This window comes from Pediococcus acidilactici, assembly GCA_024970065.1.
Lineage (GTDB): Bacteria > Bacillota > Bacilli > Lactobacillales > Lactobacillaceae > Pediococcus > Pediococcus acidilactici_A.
The window spans coordinates 1,024,370-1,044,221 of the sequence record CP103908.1 but is presented as its reverse complement, the minus strand read 5'-3'; the positions used below and the strand labels follow the sequence as shown (position 1 = coordinate 1,044,221).

Annotated in this window: 15 protein-coding genes; 14 read left to right on the top strand and 1 reads right to left on the bottom strand. The window is 43.7% G+C overall.

Annotation, left to right across the window (positions count from 1 at the left end; translation table 11 throughout):
• Window positions 1-23: 23 nt before the first annotated feature.
• The 5 genes from topA to NYR25_04860 all read left to right on the top strand — a co-directional run bounded on the left by topA (window position 24) and on the right by NYR25_04860 (window position 5,955).
• Window positions 24-2,096 carry a type I DNA topoisomerase gene (gene topA, locus NYR25_04880; GenBank protein ID UWF32941.1) on the top strand — a complete coding sequence of 691 codons (2,073 nt, stop codon included), beginning with the start codon at window positions 24-26 and terminating at the stop codon, window positions 2,094-2,096.
• 71 nt (window positions 2,097-2,167) lie between these two features.
• A complete protein-coding gene (xerC, locus tag NYR25_04875; GenBank protein UWF32940.1) occupies window positions 2,168-3,073 on the top strand; it encodes a tyrosine recombinase XerC in 906 nt (301 codons plus the stop codon).
• A 14-nt stretch (window positions 3,074-3,087) separates the two neighbouring features.
• Window positions 3,088-3,642: an ATP-dependent protease subunit HslV gene (hslV, locus tag NYR25_04870; GenBank protein UWF32939.1), complete on the top strand. Its 555-nt coding sequence runs from the start codon at window positions 3,088-3,090 to the stop codon at window positions 3,640-3,642.
• Between the two features lie 3 nt (window positions 3,643-3,645).
• Entirely contained in the window at window positions 3,646-5,058 is a 1,413-nt protein-coding gene (gene hslU, locus NYR25_04865) for an ATP-dependent protease ATPase subunit HslU (protein UWF32938.1), read from the top strand.
• 12 nt (window positions 5,059-5,070) lie between these two features.
• Window positions 5,071-5,955, top strand: a complete 885-nt coding sequence (locus NYR25_04860) for an aldose 1-epimerase family protein (protein ID UWF32937.1) — start codon at window positions 5,071-5,073, stop codon at window positions 5,953-5,955.
• A 45-nt stretch (window positions 5,956-6,000) separates the two neighbouring features.
• On the opposite strand, the gene plsY is transcribed toward NYR25_04860, so the two are convergent.
• Window positions 6,001-6,612: a glycerol-3-phosphate 1-O-acyltransferase PlsY gene (plsY, locus tag NYR25_04855; protein ID UWF32936.1), complete on the bottom strand. Its 612-nt coding sequence runs from the start codon at window positions 6,610-6,612 to the stop codon at window positions 6,001-6,003.
• A 169-nt stretch (window positions 6,613-6,781) separates the two neighbouring features.
• Between plsY and parE the strand changes: the two genes are divergently transcribed.
• The 9 genes from parE to msrA all read left to right on the top strand — a co-directional run bounded on the left by parE (window position 6,782) and on the right by msrA (window position 19,833).
• Window positions 6,782-8,827, top strand: a complete 2,046-nt coding sequence (parE, locus tag NYR25_04850) for a DNA topoisomerase IV subunit B (GenBank protein UWF32935.1) — start codon at window positions 6,782-6,784, stop codon at window positions 8,825-8,827.
• Between the two features lie 19 nt (window positions 8,828-8,846).
• Complete coding sequence (gene parC / locus NYR25_04845; GenBank protein UWF32934.1) at window positions 8,847-11,300, top strand: DNA topoisomerase IV subunit A; 2,454 nt, start codon at window positions 8,847-8,849, stop codon at window positions 11,298-11,300.
• A gap of 95 nt (window positions 11,301-11,395) precedes the next feature.
• The gene (locus tag NYR25_04840) at window positions 11,396-12,382 is read left to right on the top strand and encodes a LysR family transcriptional regulator (GenBank protein ID UWF32933.1); all 987 of its coding nucleotides are present in this window, start codon (window positions 11,396-11,398) and stop codon (window positions 12,380-12,382) included.
• Complete coding sequence (locus NYR25_04835) at window positions 12,375-13,307, top strand: manganese-dependent inorganic pyrophosphatase (protein UWF32932.1); 933 nt, start codon at window positions 12,375-12,377, stop codon at window positions 13,305-13,307. The genes NYR25_04840 and NYR25_04835 overlap by 8 nt, the downstream gene beginning before the upstream one ends.
• A 181-nt stretch (window positions 13,308-13,488) precedes the next feature.
• A complete protein-coding gene (locus NYR25_04830; protein UWF32931.1) occupies window positions 13,489-16,017 on the top strand; it encodes an excinuclease ABC subunit UvrA in 2,529 nt (842 codons plus the stop codon).
• A 188-nt stretch (window positions 16,018-16,205) separates the two neighbouring features.
• Window positions 16,206-17,498, top strand: coding sequence for a GntP family permease (locus NYR25_04825; GenBank protein ID UWF32930.1), 1,293 nt, complete (start codon window positions 16,206-16,208; stop codon window positions 17,496-17,498).
• A gap of 15 nt (window positions 17,499-17,513) precedes the next feature.
• Complete coding sequence (locus NYR25_04820; GenBank protein ID UWF32929.1) at window positions 17,514-18,668, top strand: glycerate kinase; 1,155 nt, start codon at window positions 17,514-17,516, stop codon at window positions 18,666-18,668.
• Window positions 18,669-18,861: 193 nt separating this feature from the next.
• The gene (gene msrB / locus NYR25_04815) at window positions 18,862-19,314 is read left to right on the top strand and encodes a peptide-methionine (R)-S-oxide reductase MsrB (GenBank protein ID UWF32928.1); all 453 of its coding nucleotides are present in this window, start codon (window positions 18,862-18,864) and stop codon (window positions 19,312-19,314) included.
• A 3-nt stretch (window positions 19,315-19,317) separates the two neighbouring features.
• Complete coding sequence (gene msrA / locus NYR25_04810; protein ID UWF32927.1) at window positions 19,318-19,833, top strand: peptide-methionine (S)-S-oxide reductase MsrA; 516 nt, start codon at window positions 19,318-19,320, stop codon at window positions 19,831-19,833.
• Window positions 19,834-19,852: the final 19 nt, after the last annotated feature.

Sequence of the window (19,852 nt, the reverse complement as noted above, 5' to 3'; positions counted from 1 at the left end):
AATTCAAGGCAAAGGAGCAACAAATGCCGACTACTAAAAAAAACCTGGTGATCGTGGAATCACCTTCTAAGGCAAAAACCATTGAAAAATACTTGGGTCGCTCTTATAAAGTCGTGGCTAGTTTAGGCCACATCCGGGATTTACCGAAAAGTAAAATGGGAGTCGATATTGAAAACGACTACGAACCCCACTACATTTCGATCCGCGGTAAGGGTGACACCATTAAAAATTTACGTAAAGAAGCCAAAAAGGCTAAAAAAGTTTACCTTGCTTCTGACCCGGACCGGGAAGGAGAAGCAATTGCGTGGCACCTTTCCTACCTATTAGGATTAGATCCGAAAGATAAGAATCGGGTGGTATTTAACGAAATTACTAAAGACGCGGTTAAAAACGCCTTTAAAACCCCTCGTAGCATTGACACAACCTTAGTTGATGCCCAACAAGCGCGCCGAATTTTAGATCGGTTGGTAGGTTATTCAATTTCACCATTACTTTGGCAAAAGGTTAAAAAGGGCCTCAGTGCGGGCCGGGTACAATCCATCGCCTTAAGTTTAATCATCAAACGGGAAAAGGAAATCAACGCCTTTAAACCTGAAGAGTACTGGTCAATTGATTCCGAATTTAAAAAAGGTCGTTCAAAGTTTAAGGCTAGTTTTTATGGCATGCATCACAAAAAGATGAAGCTGCCAAATAACGAAAGGGTTCAAGAAGTCCTAAAGAACATTGACCCTAAAGGCGACTTTGACATTACGGAAGTTAAACGGCGTGAACGGAAGCGGTACCCAGCAGCGGCGTTTACCACGAGTTCTATGCAACAAGAGGCTAATAAAACCCTTAATTTCCGGACTCGTAAAACCATGATGACTGCGCAACAGCTTTATGAAGGAATTAACATTGGTAAAGAAGGAACGGTTGGGTTGATCACCTATATGCGGACGGACTCGACCCGAATTTCAGAAGTTGCTAAGCACGAAACTTCCTTATTCATTCACGACCAATACGGCGCGGAATACGCGGCTACTAAGCCACGGAAGGGGAAGATGCCGGAAGGAGCGCAAGACGCCCACGAAGCGATCCGTCCTTCTTCGGTCAAGCGGACTCCTGAACAAATTAAAGAGTACCTTAACAACGATCAATATAAACTCTACAAATTAATTTGGGCCCGGTTTGTCGCAAGTCAAATGACGCCCGAAGTTTCCGATACAATGACCGTTACAATTGAACAAAACGATGTTCAGTACCGAGCAAACGGTTCGAAGACCAAGTTTGAAGGATTCACGAAAGTATATAAAACTAATAAGGACAAGGATAACGTTTTGCCGAACCTTGCCGAAGGTGACCAAGTTAAGTTGGTTAATAATAATCCAAACCAACACTTCACCCAGCCACCAGCCCGCTATACTGAAGCTGCTTTGATTAAGGCTTTGGAAGAAAACGGGGTCGGTCGGCCATCTACCTACGCACCAACCCTGGATACGATCCAACGTCGCTACTACGTCAAGTTAGTTTCTCGGCGCTTTGAACCAACGGAACTAGGAGAAATCGTCAACGAAATTATTTACGACTTCTTCCCAGACATCGTTAACATTGACTTCACCGCTGGTTTAGAAAAGGATCTTGACTCTATTGAAGAAGGTAAGGAAAACTGGATTAAGGTAGTTGACCGGTATTATAAGCCGTTCGCTAAAGAGCTGGAAAAAGCTCAAGGACAAATTGAAAAGATTCAAATTAAAGACGAACCAGCCGGCTTTAACTGTGAGATCTGTGGGGCACCAATGGTGGTTAAAATGGGGCGCTACGGGAAATTCTTTGCTTGTAGCCGGTTCCCTGATTGTCGTAACACCCAAGCAATCGTTAAGGAAATTGGGGTAACCTGCCCACAATGCCATAAAGGACAAATTATCGAACGCAAATCCAAGCGTGGACGCGTATTCTACGGTTGCTCGCGTTACCCAGATTGTGAATTTGTCTCGTGGGACAAACCAATCGCGCGGGAATGCCCCGTATGTCACAGCTTCTTAATTGAAAAGAAAATTAAGGGCGGTAAACAAATCGTTTGTCCAAACCATGACTATGAGGAAGAACCTCAAAAATAGCTTAAAAAACAATAAATAAATTGAGTTTCCCTCCACAATTTGCTACAGTGTCAATTGTTGGAGGTTTTTTTATGGACTGGATAGAGCAATTTAAAAGGTATTTAACCGTGGAGCGGCAATATTCTGATAAAACGGTTACAGCTTATCTGGAAGACTTGCAGGAATTTCAAAAGTTTCTTCAGACTACCGGAAATAAGCCGGAGCTTTTAGCGGTGGATCGTTTTGACGCGAACGTCTTCATGAGTTACCTCTTTGACCAAAATTTAAAACGAACCTCAATCTCACGGAAAGTTTCGTCTTTACGTGCTTTTTACCGTTTTTTAATAAAAAATGAGGTAATTGATAAAAATCCTTTTGAATTTGTTCAATTAAAGAAACATGCCGATCACCTTCCACGCTTCTTCTATGAAAAGGAAATGAACCAGCTTTTTGATACAGTTTACCAAGCACAAGGACCATTGCATTTGCGAGACGTTGCTTTGCTAGAGGTGCTTTACGGTACCGGAATGCGAGTTAGTGAGTGCACCAATTTGCGTTGGACGGACATTGACTTTTCTATGCAAACCATCTTGGTTTTAGGGAAGGGAAACAAGGAACGCTACGTGCCCTTTGGACGCTATGCTAAGCATGCTCTAGAAGACTACCATCAAAATGAATGGACACCATTACTGGCAAAATACCATCAAACGCACCAGTACGTCTTCGTTAGTCATTACGGGCAGCCAATTACCGCGTCGGGGGTTGAATACGTCTTAAATCAAATTATTAAAAAAAGTAGTTTGACCGGCGAAATTCATCCCCACATGTTGCGGCATAGCTTTGCGACCGCCATGTTAAACAATGGCGCAGACCTTCGAACTGTTCAAGAGCTCTTAGGCCACGCCAGCCTATCAACAACCCAAATTTATACACACGTTACTAAAGAAAAACTACAAGAGAGTTACCGGAAATTCTTTCCACGCTCGACTAAGTCTTAATTAAGGAGAACATTATGCCAGTAAAATTTGACGCAACAACCATAATTGCCATTAATCACAATGGAGAAAACGCTATGGCCGGGGATGGTCAAGTTACCATGGGTGAAAAATTCATTATGAAAGGCACTGCACGAAAAGTTCGTAGAATTTACGATGGAAAAGTCATCGTGGGATTTGCGGGTAGTGTAGCCGATGCTTTCAACCTGGAAGAAAAATTTGAAAAGAAATTATCCGAGTATAGTGGCAATTTACAACGTGCTTCCGTTGAATTGGCCAAAATTTGGCGGGGCGACCAACAATTACAAAAGCTGGAAGCCATGTTAATCGTAATGGACCAAAAGGAAATGTACTTGGTTTCCGGGAGTGGAGAAGTGATTGCCCCAGATGATGGTATCTTAGCCATTGGCTCGGGTGGTAACTTTGCTTTGGCAGCGGCCAAGGCTCTAAAACAACATGCTAAAGACATGACCGCTAAAGAAATTGCTAAAACCGCAATTAACGTTGCTGGTGACATCGACATCTTTACTAACCATAACGTGATCGCTTTAGATTTCAAGGAGGAAGATTAAGCAATGTTAAAAGAAAACTTAACCCCACAAGAAATTGTTAACCAATTAGATGAATTTGTAATTGGTCAAAAATCAGCTAAGCGTGCCGTTGCGGTTGCTTTACGGAATCGTTACCGGCGGCTCCAGCTTTCTGCCGATATGCAAGAAGACATCACCCCAAAGAACTTACTAATGATTGGACCAACCGGGGTCGGAAAAACTGAAATTGCCCGGCGATTGGCCAAAATCGTTAACGCTCCCTTTGTGAAGGTCGAAGCAACTAAGTTTACCGAAGTTGGTTACGTCGGACGGGACGTCGAGTCGATGGTGCGTGACTTAGTTGAAAACGCCGTGCATTTAGAAGAAGAACGGGCCTTTAAGGACGTCCGGATGGAAGCAGCTAAAAACGCGGATCACCGCATTGTCGAATTGCTTGTACCAGTGCCAGAAGATCCTAAGCAAAATTCAGCGGTAGACTTCCAAAACATGATGAACATGTTTACGCAAATGCAACAGGGAAAGACACCAACTGATTTTCAACCAAGTGGACAAAATGTGCCGGATGACATCAAGGAAAAGCGGATGGACACGGCAAGCAAGTTAGCTAAGGGACTCCTCGAAAACGAGATGGTCACCATTGAAATGGACGATCCTAAGCAAAATAATAATAACAACATGATGAATCAAATGGGCATCGACCTTAACGAATCGTTGAGCGGGCTCTTGCCAAAGAAGAAAATTAGTCGAACGGTACCCGTGCGGGAAGCTCGTGAAATTCTAATTAAAGAAGAGTCCGACAAATTAGTTAACCATGGGGATTTATACCATAATGCAATCCAACGGGCGGAAAATACCGGAATCATCTTCATTGACGAAATTGATAAGATTACTGGTTCAGGACAAAACACTTCTAGCGACGTGTCCCGGCAAGGTGTGCAACGAGACATTTTACCAATTGTAGAAGGGTCTCAAGTTAACACTAAGTATGGTTTGGTGGACACCAGCCACATCCTCTTCATCGGTTCGGGGGCGTTTCACGAAAGTAAGCCTAGCGATTTAATTGCTGAATTGCAGGGCCGTTTCCCAATTCGGGTTGAACTAAACGACCTTTCGAAGGACGACTTTGTTAAGATCCTTACCGAACCAAAGAATGCATTGGTTAAGCAATACATTGCCTTAATTGGCACGGATAACGTGAAAGTTACCTTCACTATCGAAGCGATTGAACGAATTGCCGAAATTGCTGAACAAGTTAACCACGAAACGGAAAACATTGGTGCACGGCGTTTGCATACCATTCTAGAAAAACTATTGGAAGACATCCTTTTTGAAGGACCATCCATGGAAATGGGCGAAGTAACCATTACCGAAAAATACGTTGATAGTAAGATTGGTAGCATCGCGGGTAACAAAGACTTAAGCGAGTTTATCTTGTAGGAGGCAACTTTTATGACGGCAGTTTTAAAAAATGAGTTTTTAACGGTCACAATTGATGAATTAGGTGCGGAATTAACCAGCGTTAAGTCTAACGACGACCAAATTGAATACATCTGGCAAGCTGATCCCCAAGTCTGGGGAAGACACGCTCCCGTTCTTTTTCCGTTCGTGGGTCGCTTAAAAGACGATCAATTTAAGGTCAACGGCAAGCGTTATCCGATGGGGCAACATGGGTTTGCTCGAGACATGCGCTTTACGGTGATTTCAGCAAGTGCCGACCAAGTGGTAATGGAATTAAAGAGCACCGCGGAAACGCGCGAAAAATTCCCGTTCGATTTTGAATTACGGTTGCATTTTGAATTACAGGATCACGAGTTAACCGAACGTTACGAAGTACGTAATCCAGCTGCAGAGGACGACCTCTGGTTTGCGATTGGCGGGCACCCTGGATTTAATCTTAACTTAGGTGATCCAAGAATCGGGATGGCGGAAAGTCAAATGCGGATTGCTCCTAAACAGGTATTTAAGCAAATTCCGTTGCAAGCTCCGTACACGGATCCCAAGCACCTGCAGGATCTAGATGCTACCCAGCCGTTAGCCTTAAGCCATGAACTTTTTGCTAACGACGCTTTAATCTTAGATTTGCAGCAACGATCAACAACCGTAATGTTAGAAAACGACGTTAACGACCACGGGGTGGCCTTGACGGTGGCGGATGCTCCTTATCTAGGAATTTGGTCTCCATATCCTGCTGAAGGTGAATTTATTTGTTTGGAACCTTGGTGGGGAATTGCGGATACCGTTGATTTCAATGGTGAATTGAACGAAAAGCTAGGAATGAACCGGTTGGCTGCTGGAGCAACCTTTAACCACGAATTTACAATTTCATTCTTTTAAAAATTAAAACCCCTGAAACTATTTTAAGTTTCAAGGGTTTTTAGTTTAGCCTTTGTGCTTAAGGCGATAGTAGATTCCAAAGGGAACCAGATTTTCATTGCCGCTCAAAATGCGCTTAATGTTGGAGCGGTGGCGATAAATGATAAAACTAGTTAGTCCAATGGCCACTACTGAAAGCACCCAATCATGGTAGAAAAACGAAATAATAACGAGTAAGATTGCCGAAACGATGCTCGAAAAGCTAACCATGCTGGAAATGTAAATGAAACCGACGAATAGGCAACAAGCGGTAATAAAATAGCTAGGATTATACGCTAGCAGCATGCCCGCACTGGTGGCCACTGCCTTTCCGCCCCGGAATTCATCGAAAACCGAAAAAGTGTGCCCTAAAATGGCCGCGAGACCAATAATAAGGGGATTAATCGTGGTGACGTGAAAGACAATCGGCTGTAGGGTGGCTAAGGTTCCTTTTAAAAGATCCATTAACAAGACTAGTAAACCAGGTTTAACGCCGAGAACCCGGAACGTATTGGTCGTCCCGGTGTTTCCACTACCTTCTTTATGTAAATCTTTGTTAAAATGTTTGGCGACCAACACTCCCGAGGGAATCGAGCCTAACAAGTAGGCAATCACCAACATGATGAAAATTTTTAACATGGGACTTCCTCTTTTCTGATTAATAATTTAAGTTTCAATAAATTTTAGCACGGATTTTATGAGTGATAAAATTTCAGTCACAATGCAGTATTATAACATTTATCGAAATGTTTTCATCAGAATAAAAATAAGTTATGATAATAGTACTGACCTTAAAGGAGTAACGTGAATGGCAAAAACAAGTAAAACAACATATGATGATTCTTCCATCCAGGTGCTTGAAGGGCTTGAAGCCGTTCGAAAGCGTCCCGGAATGTACATCGGATCTACCGATGGACGTGGATTACATCATCTCGTTTATGAAATTGTTGATAATGCAGTCGATGAAGCGTTAGCTGGGTACGGAAAAGAAATTAATGTCACAATCCGCCCAGATAACAGTATTACGGTCGTGGACCACGGGCGCGGAATGCCGGTCGGGATGCATAAGTCTGGCAAACCCACTGCCGAAGTAATTTTTACCGTCTTACATGCCGGAGGAAAGTTCGGTCAAGGTGGTTATAAGACTTCCGGTGGATTGCACGGGGTTGGTGCAAGCGTCGTTAACGCGTTGTCCGAAAAATTAACGGTCGAAATCGTCCGCGACAAGATGAAGTACGAAGAAAATTTTGTGAACGGCGGTCATCCTGTCGGAACGTTAAAAAAGGTGGGAAAAACTAAGGAATCGAATGGAACTACGGTAACTTTTAAACCGGATCCAGCGATTTTTACCACGACGGTTTTTAACTTTAATACGTTAGCGGTTCGGCTACGTGAATCAGCCTTCTTATTGAAGGGAGTTAAGATCACCCTTACTGACGAGCGGGCGGGCCATGAACAAACCGAAGAGTACCTTTATGAAGAGGGAATTAAAGAATTTGTTGAGTACCTTAACGAAGATAAGGATACTTTAGGCAACATCATGTATTTTGATGGTTCTAAGCACGGCATCGAAGTCGAAATTGCTGGACAATACAACGACGGTTACTCTGAAACCGTGTTATCGTTCGTTAATAACGTCCGGACCAAAGATGGTGGGACCCACGAAGTCGGCATGCGTTCGGGATGGACCAAGGCCTTCAACGAATTTGCCCGAAAAGTCGGCCTCTTAAAGGAAAAAGACAAAAACTTGGAAGGCTCCGACGTTCGGGAAGGTTTGTCAGCAGTGATCTCTATCCGGGTTCCCGAAGAGCTGCTTGAATTTGAAGGACAGACCAAGGAAAAATTAGGAACTCCGGAAGCCCGTCCAATTGTTGAAGCCGTGGTTAGCGAACAACTAGGGTTCTTCCTGATGGAGAATGGGGAATTTGCCCAACAGTTAGTCCGTAAAGCCATTAACGCCCGGGATGCCCGGGTAGCGGCACGTAAAGCGCGTGACGAATCCCGGACCGGAAAACGGCGGAAAAAACAAGACCGGATTTTATCCGGAAAACTAACTCCAGCCCAATCTAAAAACGCGAAAAAGAATGAATTGTTCCTTGTCGAAGGGGACTCGGCGGGAGGCAGTGCCAAACAAGGACGTAACCGTAAGTTCCAAGCCATTCTACCGTTACGTGGTAAGGTTTTAAATACGGAAAAAGCCAAGTTACAAGACATTGTTAAAAATGAAGAGATCAATACAATCATCTACACCATTGGCGCTGGCGTGGGTCCTGAATTCAAAGTAGAAGACAGCAACTATGATAAAGTCATTATCATGACCGATGCCGATACTGATGGAGCCCACATTCAAACGTTATTATTAACGTTCTTTTATAAATACATGCGCCCAATGATTGACGCAGGCAAGATTTACATTGCCTTGCCACCCCTCTACAAATTGCAGAAGGGCGTCAATAAGAAGGCTAAAATTGAATACGCGTGGACCGATGAGGAACTTGAAGAAGTTAGCAAAAAGATGGGCCGCGGTTTTTCCCTGCAACGCTTTAAGGGGCTTGGTGAGATGAACGCCGATCAGCTGTGGGAAACTACCATGAATCCGGAAACTCGAACCTTGGTACGGGTGCGGATTGATGATGATACCTTAGCCGAACGCCGGGTAACCACGTTGATGGGTGATAAGGTCGAACCCCGCCGGAAATGGATTGAAAGCAACGTTTCCTTTACCTTAGAAGAGGATGGCAGTTTGCTAGACAATGAGGCGGTTAAGGCTGAACACGACGTTAAGCAAACGTCCCCCAAGGAAAAGGGAAACGAAACGTTTGAAGAACTAAAATTAGATTTAGAAAATAACTAAGAGTAAAAGGGGAATCCGAATGGCTGATAATCAATCAAAAATTCAAGAATTAGCACTTGAAGATATTATGGGCGACCGCTTTGGACGGTATTCTAAATATATCATCCAAGAACGCGCGTTGCCTGACGTTCGCGATGGCTTAAAGCCGGTGCAACGGCGCATCCTCTTTGCGATGAATAAAGATGGCAACACTCATGATAAAGCCTTTCGTAAATCGGCTAAATCAGTTGGTAACGTAATGGGTAATTTTCATCCGCATGGTGATAGTTCGATTTACGAAGCCTTAGTGCGCATGAGTCAAGACTGGAAGTTGCGCGTACCGCTAATTGAAATGCATGGTAACAATGGTTCAATTGATAACGATCCTCCGGCTGCAATGCGGTATACCGAAGCGCGGTTGAGCCAAGCTGCCGAAGAGATGCTTCAAGATATCGACAAAGACACGGTTGACATGGTGCTAAATTTCGATGATACGGAATACGAACCAACCGTTTTACCAGCACGTTTTCCAAACCTACTGGTAAACGGGGCAACCGGGATCTCTGCTGGATACGCAACGGAAATCCCCCCACACAATATTGGGGAAGTAATTGACGCCGTTTTATATACCATCAAACATCCGGATCCTTCGTTAGAAAAACTGATGGAATTTGTTAAAGGTCCCGATTTTCCCACTGGTGGAATTGTCCAGGGACGTGACGGCTTAAAACAAGCTTATAAAACCGGTCGGGGCCGGGTGGTAGTGCGTTCCCGTACCACTATTGAACAACTTCGGGGAAGCAAACAGCAAATTCGGGTTACGGAAATTCCTTACGAAGTTAATAAGGCGCAGTTGGTTAAGAAAATTGACGAAATTCGGGTAATGAAGAAAATTGACGGAATTGCTGAAGTCCGTGATGAATCTGATCGCGAAGGTTTGTCAATTGCCATTGAGTTGAAAAAGGACGTCGATGCACAAGGGGTTCTTAATTACCTCCTAAAGAACACCGACTTACAGGTTTCGTACAACTTTAACATGGTGGCCATTAATAACTTGCGTCCGGAACGAATGGGACTTAAACCCATTATTCAAGCTTACGTGGACTTTCAAAAAGAAGTGATTACCAAGCGGACGCAATTTAATTTACAAAAAGCGGAAGCACGGCTACACATCGTTGATGGTTTAATTAAGGCCCTTTCAATTCTGGACCAAGTAATTAAAACTATCCGAGGCAGCAAAGACAAGAAGGATGCTAAGCATAACTTAGTGGAACGGTTTGATTTTAGTGAAAAGCAAGCCGAATCTATCGTTTCCTTACAACTTTATCGCTTAACCAATACCGACGTGACGGAATTGAAGACGGAAGCTCAACAGTTAAACGATTCAATTGCTGAGTTTAACCAAATCCTCAACGATCCGGCGAAATTATCGCGAGTTCTTTCGGCAGAACTGCGCAAAGTTAAGAAACAATACGCCACACCACGCTTATCAGAAATTCAAGATCAAATCGAAGAAATTAAGATTGACCGCACGGTAACCGTACCAGAAGAACAGGTAATGGTGTTGGTCAGTCAAGCCGGTTATCTAAAACGCAGTAGTTTACGTTCTTACAAAGCTTCTGCTGATGAAGATGGGCTGAAAGACGGCGATCAACCGGTATTTAAGCATGAATTGAGCACGTTAGACCATCTATTAATGTTTACCAACAAGGGTAACCTGATTTACCGGCCGGTATACGAAATTACCGAAGCGCGTTGGAAGGATACTGGTGAGCACGTTTCTCAAACGATTGGGTTGGCAGATGATGAAATTATCTTAAAGGCTTACGACGTTAAAAACTTTGCTCAATCAATTAATTTCCTAATTGCAACAGACGATGGGTACATTAAGCAAACCGCTTTGCAAGACCTCAAACCGGGGCGAACTTACCGTAAAAAGGCCATTACTTACGCTAAACTAAAGAGTTCAGATGCTAAAGTGGTTAACGTTGTCCAAGTGGATCCAAAAGCGACACCAGCGACCATCCTATTGGCAAGTGAACACGGATACGGTTTAAGATACGATTTAGTTGAAATTCCGACCGTAGGACCACGAGCTGCCGGGGTTAAATCAATGGATTTGCGGGATGACCAAGTGGCCAACTTCGTTTTGGTTAATGAGAATGATCAAATTGGTTTAATTACTAACCGGGGATCCTTCAAACGAATGAAGGTAAGCGAAATCAGCGTAACGAGCCGGGCCCGTCGAGGAGTACAAATTTTACGTGAACTTAAGAAAGATCCTCACCGGGTGGTCGATATCGAGGTAGTTAACGAACATCAAGCCTTTGAGGTGTTGACTTCCCGTGGGTTAGTTCATGACATTCTACCGATGGAACATCCACTAAACGAACGCTATTCCAACGGTAGTTTTGTGATTGATATTGACTCCGAGGGTTATCCGCTTTCAATGCGCTTGAAAACATTGGATCCAGCAGTCAACGAAGCGAAATAAAGCGATTACCCCTTGCTCTTTATAGGGAGTAATATTAAACTTAATTATAATGATTATTAGACGATTAAGCTTAATGAAACTCGAGGTGTACGAACATGCGGACTAAACAAGAAAAGATCTTTTCTTCAAAAGCGTTGACATATTTTTTGCAACTTTCAGATACGATGAACTACACGCAAGCTGCGCAAATTCTTGGAATTACGCAGCCGGCGCTAACCCAGCAAATTAAAAAGCTAGAGCACACCATTGGGGCACCGTTATTTTACTCAGTAGGGAAAAAATTACGGCTTACCGATGCGGGATATACCATGTTAAGTGCTAGTCACGAAATTAACCGCGTTTTGAACAATGCGACTGATGAAATTCAACAGTCGTCAAACGCTAGCCAAGGTGAGATTTCAATTGGAATTCTGTCGTCGATTGAAACCCAAATTTTCGAAGACTTTATTGCACACTATTACAAAAAAGAACCCGGCATTAAGATTATTGTCCACATGTTGACTAGAAAAGAAATTTGGGAAAATCTAGAAAATAACAAAGTGGATCTAGCAATTATGTATTTGCCAGATGACAGCATTAAAAACTGGAAGCCATATCAATCGCGGAAAATCACGAGCGAAAGTTTAGTTTTTATTCATCATGATGAAAAAATCGCGCGCCAAAAGCGGATCAAACTGCAAAAAACTATCAACTATAATTGGGTAACTTACCCCGAAGAATTCTATTTAGACGGGGTAATTAAAGAGGCGTACAAGAACGCCCTCGTCAACCGTCCGCACAGTGTCGCTTGTTTTACCACCCCGGATCAGATTCGGCACTTTGTTAACGCAACCGACGTTGTAACTGCATTGCCAGAATCATACGTAATGGCCCACCCCCGGAAGAAGGGAGTCTTTACGGCTAAGTTAGATCCAGTGATTTCGTTTGATTTAGATTTCGTCTTTAGAAGGGATAAAGATAGCATTCCCCGGATCGAAAGCTTTTTAAATGAATTTGAAGCATACTTAGCCAAAAAAGGGTATACTGAAAGATTAGAAGAGATAACTAATAATAGATTAAAGGAGCATTCAGATAATGACTAAACAACTTATTTTTGGACATTCTAACCCGGATACAGATGCCATTGTTGCGGCAAAGGCGTTTGCATATTACCAAACTCAAATGGGCGTAAAGGACGTTGAAGCCGTTGCATTAGGTAACCCTAATCCAGAAACGGAATACGTTTTAAATCACTTTAACGAACCAGCTCCTCGGGTAGTTGAAACCGTGGCTAACGAAGTGGACTCCGTAATGTTGGTTGACCACAACGAAAAGCAACAAAGTGCCCAAGATGTAGATCAAGTTACGGTAACGGCCGTAGTTGACCATCACCGGATTGCTAACTTTGAAACTGCTCAACCACTTTTCTACCGTGCTGAACCAGTGGGTTGCACAAGCACCATCTTAACCAAGATGTTCAAAGAAGCGGGGATTGAAATTCCAGCTAAGATTGCGGGACTAATGCTTTCAGCAATTATTTCCGATACGCTTTTACTTAAGTCACCAACCACTACGGATGACGACCGGAAGGCTGTAGAAACCTTAGCTAAGATTGCGGACGTTAATGTTGAAGAGTACGGTTTGGCAATGCTAAAAGCAGGTACTGACTTATCAAGTAAGAGTGAACTTGAACTAGTTGATGGCGATGCAAAGAGCTTCGACATGGGCGGTAAAAAAGTTCGTATTGGTCAAGTAAACACCGTTGATTTAGACGACGTATTCGCTCGTGAAGCTGCCTTAGTTAAGACAATGGAAGACGAAAACCAAAAGAACGGTTACGACATGTTCTTACTTTTGGCAACTAACATTTTGACAAGCGATTCACGTCTATTAGTAGTTGGCGAACCTAAGGAAATGGTTGAAAAGGCCTTTGACGTTAAGTTAAGTGACCATAACACTGCCGACCTTCCTGGCGTTGTATCCCGGAAGAAGCAAGTGGTACCACCACTCATGAAGGCTTTCGAATAAGCATTAATAGCAAAAATTATTAAACAGGCCCCGAAATTTAATTTCGGGGCCTGTTTTTAATGACGCAATAAAGATTTATTGCTGGTTTTTCTTTCCTGTAATAAAGTGGGCTTACTTTGGATAAGTGCTAATTTTAGATATAATGAAGGTGTTGTATTTGAAAGGAGATCCATAAGCAGTAATGGAAAATCAAGCAGTCTTACCAACCCAAATTAATGTTCGGGGAGGACGGGTTCATAATTTAAAAAATATCGATGTAGACATTCCTTTACACCAATTTGTCGCGATTTCGGGCCTTTCCGGATCCGGGAAGAGCTCGTTAGCTATGGGAATTCTCTACGAAGAAGGTTCTCGAAGGTACTTGGAAGCCCTGTCGACCTATACAAGGAGACGGATTAAGTTAGGTTCACAAGCGGACGTCACTAGTGTGGAACACATCCCGTCTGCCTTGGCGCTTCGTCAGCGACCGAGCGTTCCATCCGAAAGGGCGACGGTCGGGACGATGAGCGAAACTTTAAACGTAATCCGGTTAATTTTTTCTCGTTTAGGTTCGCCCGTTTGCCCCAATGGTCACCGAGTAAAACCTAGCTTAGCGATTGCCCAAGCAATGAGTGAAAGTGGTGATGCAATGGGAAGAATCACCTGTCCCGTCTGTGGGGTTGCCTTTTACGTTCCCAGCGCGGAACAGTTCTCCTTTAATAGTGAGGGAGCTTGCGAGCGTTGCCAAGGAACCGGAAGAGTACGCCAGCTAGACGAAGATAAGTTAATTGGAGACCCTAACCTTAGCGTTGCTGATGGCGCAGTCGCATCTTGGCATCTTCCTGGTCGAAATTTTATGCCCAAGGTCGCCGAACAGGCCGGGGTGCGAATTAACGTACCTTACAAAGAATTAACCCCTAAGGAAAAGGACTTTATCCTAAACGGCCCGCAGAAAAAATACCGGATGGACTTTCATTCGGGAACTGGTCGAGTTTTCCACGATTTTAATGCACTATACGAAAATGCCCATCAAGCCGTGCTTGAATCAGCAAAAACAAGTAAAAGTGAACGGGCACAGGCCCGAATCAGTCAATTCTTTAACTATTCAACTTGTCCCGTTTGTCATGGAAGCCGTCTCAAACCGGAGTTAATGAAGCAAACGGCCGGCGAGAAAAATATTGCGGAAGTTTCGGACCTCGCGCTTGGCGACCTAAACGTCTGGATGGAAAGGGTTCTTGCCGAACTTCCGGAGGATATGCAAAAGATGGCGGATAGTTTATTTGCGGAATTTAGCCATAACTTACGGCCCTTATTGGATCTTGGCTTAGATTATCTAACCCTTTCCAGAAATGGGAATAGCCTTTCAACTGGGGAATTGCAACGGATTCAATTAGCCCGAACCCTACGTACGAAAACTACCGGAGTTTTATACGTGCTTGACGAACCTTCCATCGGGTTGCATCCGGACAACGTCAGCGGACTGTTAAAGGTTTTTCGCGAGTTAGTTGATCAAGGAAATTCACTGGTGGTAGTTGACCACAATCTCGCCGTCATTCGCGCTGCTGACCAAATTATTGAAATCGGACCTGGTTCCGGTAGGGAAGGTGGTTACGTTTTAAATCAGGGAACGCCAGCTCAGCTAGCCGCAAATCCCGATTCCCTAATCGGTCCTTATCTCAAAGGAACGGCAAAAATTCACGTCCGTAAAATAAATAAGCGCGAGTCCGCTGAGTTAATTGATTTTACCGTAAAGAACTACTATAATCTGCGAAAAGTGCGGGCCCACATCCCCGTTAACCGACTCACCACGGTTACCGGATTTTCCGGAGCGGGCAAAACTAGCTTGATATTGGATAGCTTAGTATCCGCTATTACAGCACAAGCTAAAAAACAGCAATTGCCAAAGCAAGTTGCTCAACTTAAGACGCCACTTAAAAAGGTGGTCAGCGTCAATGCTGAACCGATTGGTAAAAGCGTACGGTCGACAGTGGCTACGTACACTAATATTATGAACAACCTTCGGAAGCTATACGCTAGCCAACCCGCAGCGAAGAAACGGAAGTACACGGCAAGTTACTTCTCTTACAACAACAAACAGGGTGCCTGTCCAACTTGTGGCGGAACGGGGAGTATTACGCTAGATATTCAATTCCTACCGGATATGCAACAAGTGTGTCCAACTTGTCATGGAGAGCGGTATAATCCTGAAATCCAACAAATCAAATGGCACAACTTATCCATTGTCGATGTTTTGAACCTAGATGTAAAATCTGCAATAGACGTCTTTAAAGACGTACCTAAAATTCAACAAGACCTCCAAAATTTAATTGAAGTTGGGTTAGGTTACTTGCATTTGGGTGAAAACACCCCTAGCTTATCGGGCGGGGAAGCGCAACGCTTAAAATTGGTAAAGCATCTTAATCAGCAACAAGCCAACACCCTATTTGTTTTTGACGAACCAACCATCGGCTTACACCCGTTAGATGTCCGCGTACTTTTACAAGTCATGCAGCGTCTAATTGATCGACAGGCAACCATTATTGTAATTACTCATGATCTTGATCTGATGGTAAACGCAGATTATCTAGTTGATCTAGGACCTACCGGGGGACAAAATGGCGGGAGAATCGTTGCTACGGGAGCACCAAAAGATTTAATTAAAAGCCCCCAAAGTTTGACGACCCAGTATTTAGCTAATTATTGGCATCGCTTTACAGAAGAGTCTATTTAAAATATAACGAAAATGGTTCCGGGCGACCTCGAATTCACAAAAATGTGTTTTAGAGGGGCCGCGGGACCATTTTTTGCTAAAAAATATTATTTCATTAGTTAAGCGCTTACTTTTAAAAAGGAGGTTATTTTACTTTGTGATTAGCTGTATAATATTATGTGAATTAGTTGACAAGAAAGGAGCATTTTATGCACTTATTACCATGGTGGGCAGCGCTAGTGGGGTTAGCCGCTGCCATTATTCTTATTTTACGGAAATTAAACCCTGTTTATTCGTTAATGTTAGGAGCGATTTTAGGATGTCTATTAGGCGGAGCTGGGCTTAGTCAGACGCTCGACGTACTCATTCAAGGTTCACAAAGCGTGATGGGAACTGTTCTACGGGTGATTGCTGCCGGAATGCTTGCCGGGGTGATGATGGAATCTGGCGCAGCTGACGTGATCGCTAAGACCATTGTTAACAAATTGGGCGATCAATTAGCGTTATTTAGTTTAGCGTTAGCAACAATGGTGATTACGGGAGTAGGGGTTTTTATCCCGGTTGCCGTCTTAATCGTTGCACCGATTGCACTCGAAGTTGGTCAGCGCATGCACATCTCGAAATTAGCCCTCCTCGTTGCCCTTTCCGGAGGTGGCAAAGCCGGAAATATTATTTCGCCTAACCCAAATTCAATTGCTGCTGCAAAAGGATTTGGCATTAATCTAAGTCAAATCATGATTGCCGATTTTATTCCCAGCGTGGTGGGATTAATTGTGGCTGTTTTAGTGGCCTCCTTTTTGAAACATCGGGGAAGTGCCGTTTTGGATACTGACATTGCAAATTTAACCAAACCTAAACAACCTGCAGAGTTACCATCCTTAACCACGGCACTGGTAACTCCTATCTTAGCAATCGTGTTGTTACTGCTAAATCCGTTAAGCTCACTTTTACATATTCATGGTTTAGCTAGTTTGAATTTAGATGCTACCTACGTGCTTCCGTTTGCTGCCGTAGTGGGTACCTTAGCAATGCGGAAAGGCAGCCAGTTAAAAGCCTATGCCCAATCTGGAATTGCCCGAATGACCGATGTAGTCATGATTTTAATTGGTGCTGGAATGGTTGGAGCCTTGATTACCACCTCTAGTTTGCCAAATAAAATCATTGATTTAATCAAAATTAGCCACGTTTCCGGAATTTTCTTGGCGCCGTTAGCCGGAATCTTAATGGCGGCGGCAACTGCTTCAACATCGACCGGGGTTATCCTCGCGACCGGTTCCTTTAGCAAAGCTATCTTAGGTTTTGGGGTAAGCCCGTTAGCTGCCGCAGCAATGGTACATACCGGAGCAACGGTAATCGACCACTTACCACACGGCAATTATTTCCACGTTACGGCCAACGCCATGCATATGGAAATTAAGGAACGTTCTCGTTCAATTATTTACGAAACCCTAGTGGGACTATCAATGACCATTGTCGCAACCGTAATGTACGGATTCTTTTAACAAAGGAGTAAAATAATGAAATTTGTAATTGCACCCGATTCATTTAAAAATGGTATGACAGCTAAGCAAGCTGCTAAAGCCATTAAAAAGGGGCTTCAGCGCGTTTTCCCAGAAGCTGCTTACACGCTGGTTCCCATGGCCGATGGTGGTGAAGGGACCGTGCAATCTTTAGTGGACGCGACTAACGGCCGTTTATTAACTGCTCAAGTCACTGGCCCACTTGGTACGCCGGTAAACGCAACTTATGGTATTTTAGGTGACCGTCGTACCGCGGTAATCGAAATGTCCCAAGCAAGTGGGATTCAGTACGTTACTCGCGCGACCCGCAATCCGTTAAAGACAACCACTTTTGGAACCGGAGAGTTAATTTTAAAAGCGTTAGACCAAGGCATTGAACGTTTGATTATTGGGATTGGTGGCAGTGCAACTAACGACGGCGGAGCCGGAATGGCGCAGGCACTCGGTGCTAAATTACTAGATAAAAACGGAAAATCCATCCCGTTAGGCGGGGGGAATCTAAACCGGCTTAACCAAATTAAGACCGCCGCAATGGATTCCCGAATTAAAAAAACGGAAATCATCATCGCTTCCGACGTAACTAATCCCTTAGTTGGTGAAAAAGGAGCCTCCGCCGTTTTTGGTCCGCAAAAAGGGGCTACTCCTGAGATGGTTAAGCTCTTGGATCAAAATCTTACGCACTACGCAAAAATTTTGCAACGTGATTTAGGTATCGACTTGGCTAACCGCCCAGGTACTGGTGCTGCGGGTGGTTTGGGAGCTGGTTTAATTGCTTTTACCAACGCCGATATGCAAAAGGGAATTGATTTAGTAATTAAATACAGTGGTTTGAAAGACAAGGCCCAAAACGCCGATTACGTATTTACTGGTGAAGGTGGAATTGATTTTCAAACTAAGTATGGCAAAACTCCCTATGGGGTGGCGTTGACGACTAAGACAGTTGCCCCTCAGGCACCCGTAATTGTAATTGCTGGTAACGTTGGTAAGGGAATTGACGAGCTTTACGCGGATAACGCAATCGACGCAATCTTTACCAGCGTATCCGGAGTTAAAACATTACGAGAGGCCTTAGCAACCGGACCCCACGACGTTGCTCAAGTTGCTGAAAACATTGCCCGCTTAATCAAAAAGAGTTCCGGTTCTACCAAGTAAGCCGCATTTGACTAGCCTCGTCCTAGCCAAGCCAAATTATTTGCTTTTTGGAAGCTTCAGTCTATAATGTAGCCACAATGGGTGATGGTTTAATTTGTTCTTAATGTTCAATTTGTATATTTAGGGGCTTAATTAGGCAAATTTACTCATAATTATGTATTTATATTCATTTTAGTGGTTAGGAGAACTGCAAATGGCAAAGAAAAAACTTTCTAAAGCAGAGTTAAAGGAAAAACTTAGCCCTGAAGAATATGCAGTAACACAAGAATCAGCTACTGAACGCCCTTTTAGCGGGAAATACGATAATTTCTATGAAAAGGGTATTTACGTCGACGTGGTCAGTGGAGAACCGTTATTTAGTTCTACCACCAAATATGACGCCCACTGTGGTTGGCCAGCTTTTAGTCAACCAATCGACCCTCAATTAGTTGTCGAACACCGGGACCGATCCTGGGGAATGGAGCGGGTGGAAGTGCGTAGCAAGGAAGCCGATTCGCATTTAGGTCACGTATTCCTCGACGGTCCCGCAGAAACCGGTGGGACGCGCTATTGTATCAATTCGGCTGCCCTGAAGTTTATCCCGTATGATGAGTTAGAGCAGCATCAGCTAGGTTATTTGAAAAAAATTTTTGATAAAGAAGGGTAATTTATGACATCAACGGCTATTTTTGCGGGCGGTTGCTTCTGGTGCATGGTTGAACCATTTGAAACTCAGCCTGGGATTTTGCGCGTAGTTTCTGGCTATACTGGCGGACACGTACCAAACCCTACGTATGAACAGGTAGCATCCCATACCACGGGCCATACGGAAGCAGTACAAATCACTTTCGATCCAGAAATTATTTCCTACCGACAATTAGTGGAAATTTATTGGCAACAGACTGACCCTACGGATGCCATGGGACAGTTCCAAGATCGGGGAGATAGCTACCGTCCGGTAATTTTCGTTAACAGTGAAGAACAGCGTCAAATTGCGTTGGCCTCCCGCAAAGCACTTGCGGAATCAGGTAGGTTTGATGAACCAATCGTAACTAAAATTGAAGATGCACAGCCATTTTATCCAGCAGAAGAAGAACATCAACAATTTTACAAGAAGAACCCTTGGAGATACCAAATTGAAGAAGCTGGTGGGCGAAGTCAATTTAAACAAACCCACTGGCAATAAAAATGGTCAACAAAAAAAA

Coding starts and splice junctions, on each gene's coding strand:
- msrA (UWF32927.1), top strand. CDS start 19,318: ATGACATCAACGGCTATTTTTGCGGGCGGTTGCTTCTGGTGCATGGTT.
- plsY (UWF32936.1), bottom strand. CDS start 6,612: ATGTTAAAAATTTTCATCATGTTGGTGATTGCCTACTTGTTAGGCTCG.
- msrB (UWF32928.1), top strand. CDS start 18,862: ATGGCAAAGAAAAAACTTTCTAAAGCAGAGTTAAAGGAAAAACTTAGC.
- NYR25_04840 (UWF32933.1), top strand. CDS start 11,396: ATGCGGACTAAACAAGAAAAGATCTTTTCTTCAAAAGCGTTGACATAT.
- NYR25_04835 (UWF32932.1), top strand. CDS start 12,375: ATGACTAAACAACTTATTTTTGGACATTCTAACCCGGATACAGATGCC.
- hslU (UWF32938.1), top strand. CDS start 3,646: ATGTTAAAAGAAAACTTAACCCCACAAGAAATTGTTAACCAATTAGAT.
- parE (UWF32935.1), top strand. CDS start 6,782: ATGGCAAAAACAAGTAAAACAACATATGATGATTCTTCCATCCAGGTG.
- NYR25_04825 (UWF32930.1), top strand. CDS start 16,206: ATGCACTTATTACCATGGTGGGCAGCGCTAGTGGGGTTAGCCGCTGCC.
- hslV (UWF32939.1), top strand. CDS start 3,088: ATGCCAGTAAAATTTGACGCAACAACCATAATTGCCATTAATCACAAT.
- xerC (UWF32940.1), top strand. CDS start 2,168: ATGGACTGGATAGAGCAATTTAAAAGGTATTTAACCGTGGAGCGGCAA.
- parC (UWF32934.1), top strand. CDS start 8,847: ATGGCTGATAATCAATCAAAAATTCAAGAATTAGCACTTGAAGATATT.
- NYR25_04820 (UWF32929.1), top strand. CDS start 17,514: ATGAAATTTGTAATTGCACCCGATTCATTTAAAAATGGTATGACAGCT.
- NYR25_04860 (UWF32937.1), top strand. CDS start 5,071: ATGACGGCAGTTTTAAAAAATGAGTTTTTAACGGTCACAATTGATGAA.
- topA (UWF32941.1), top strand. CDS start 24: ATGCCGACTACTAAAAAAAACCTGGTGATCGTGGAATCACCTTCTAAG.
- NYR25_04830 (UWF32931.1), top strand. CDS start 13,489: ATGGAAAATCAAGCAGTCTTACCAACCCAAATTAATGTTCGGGGAGGA.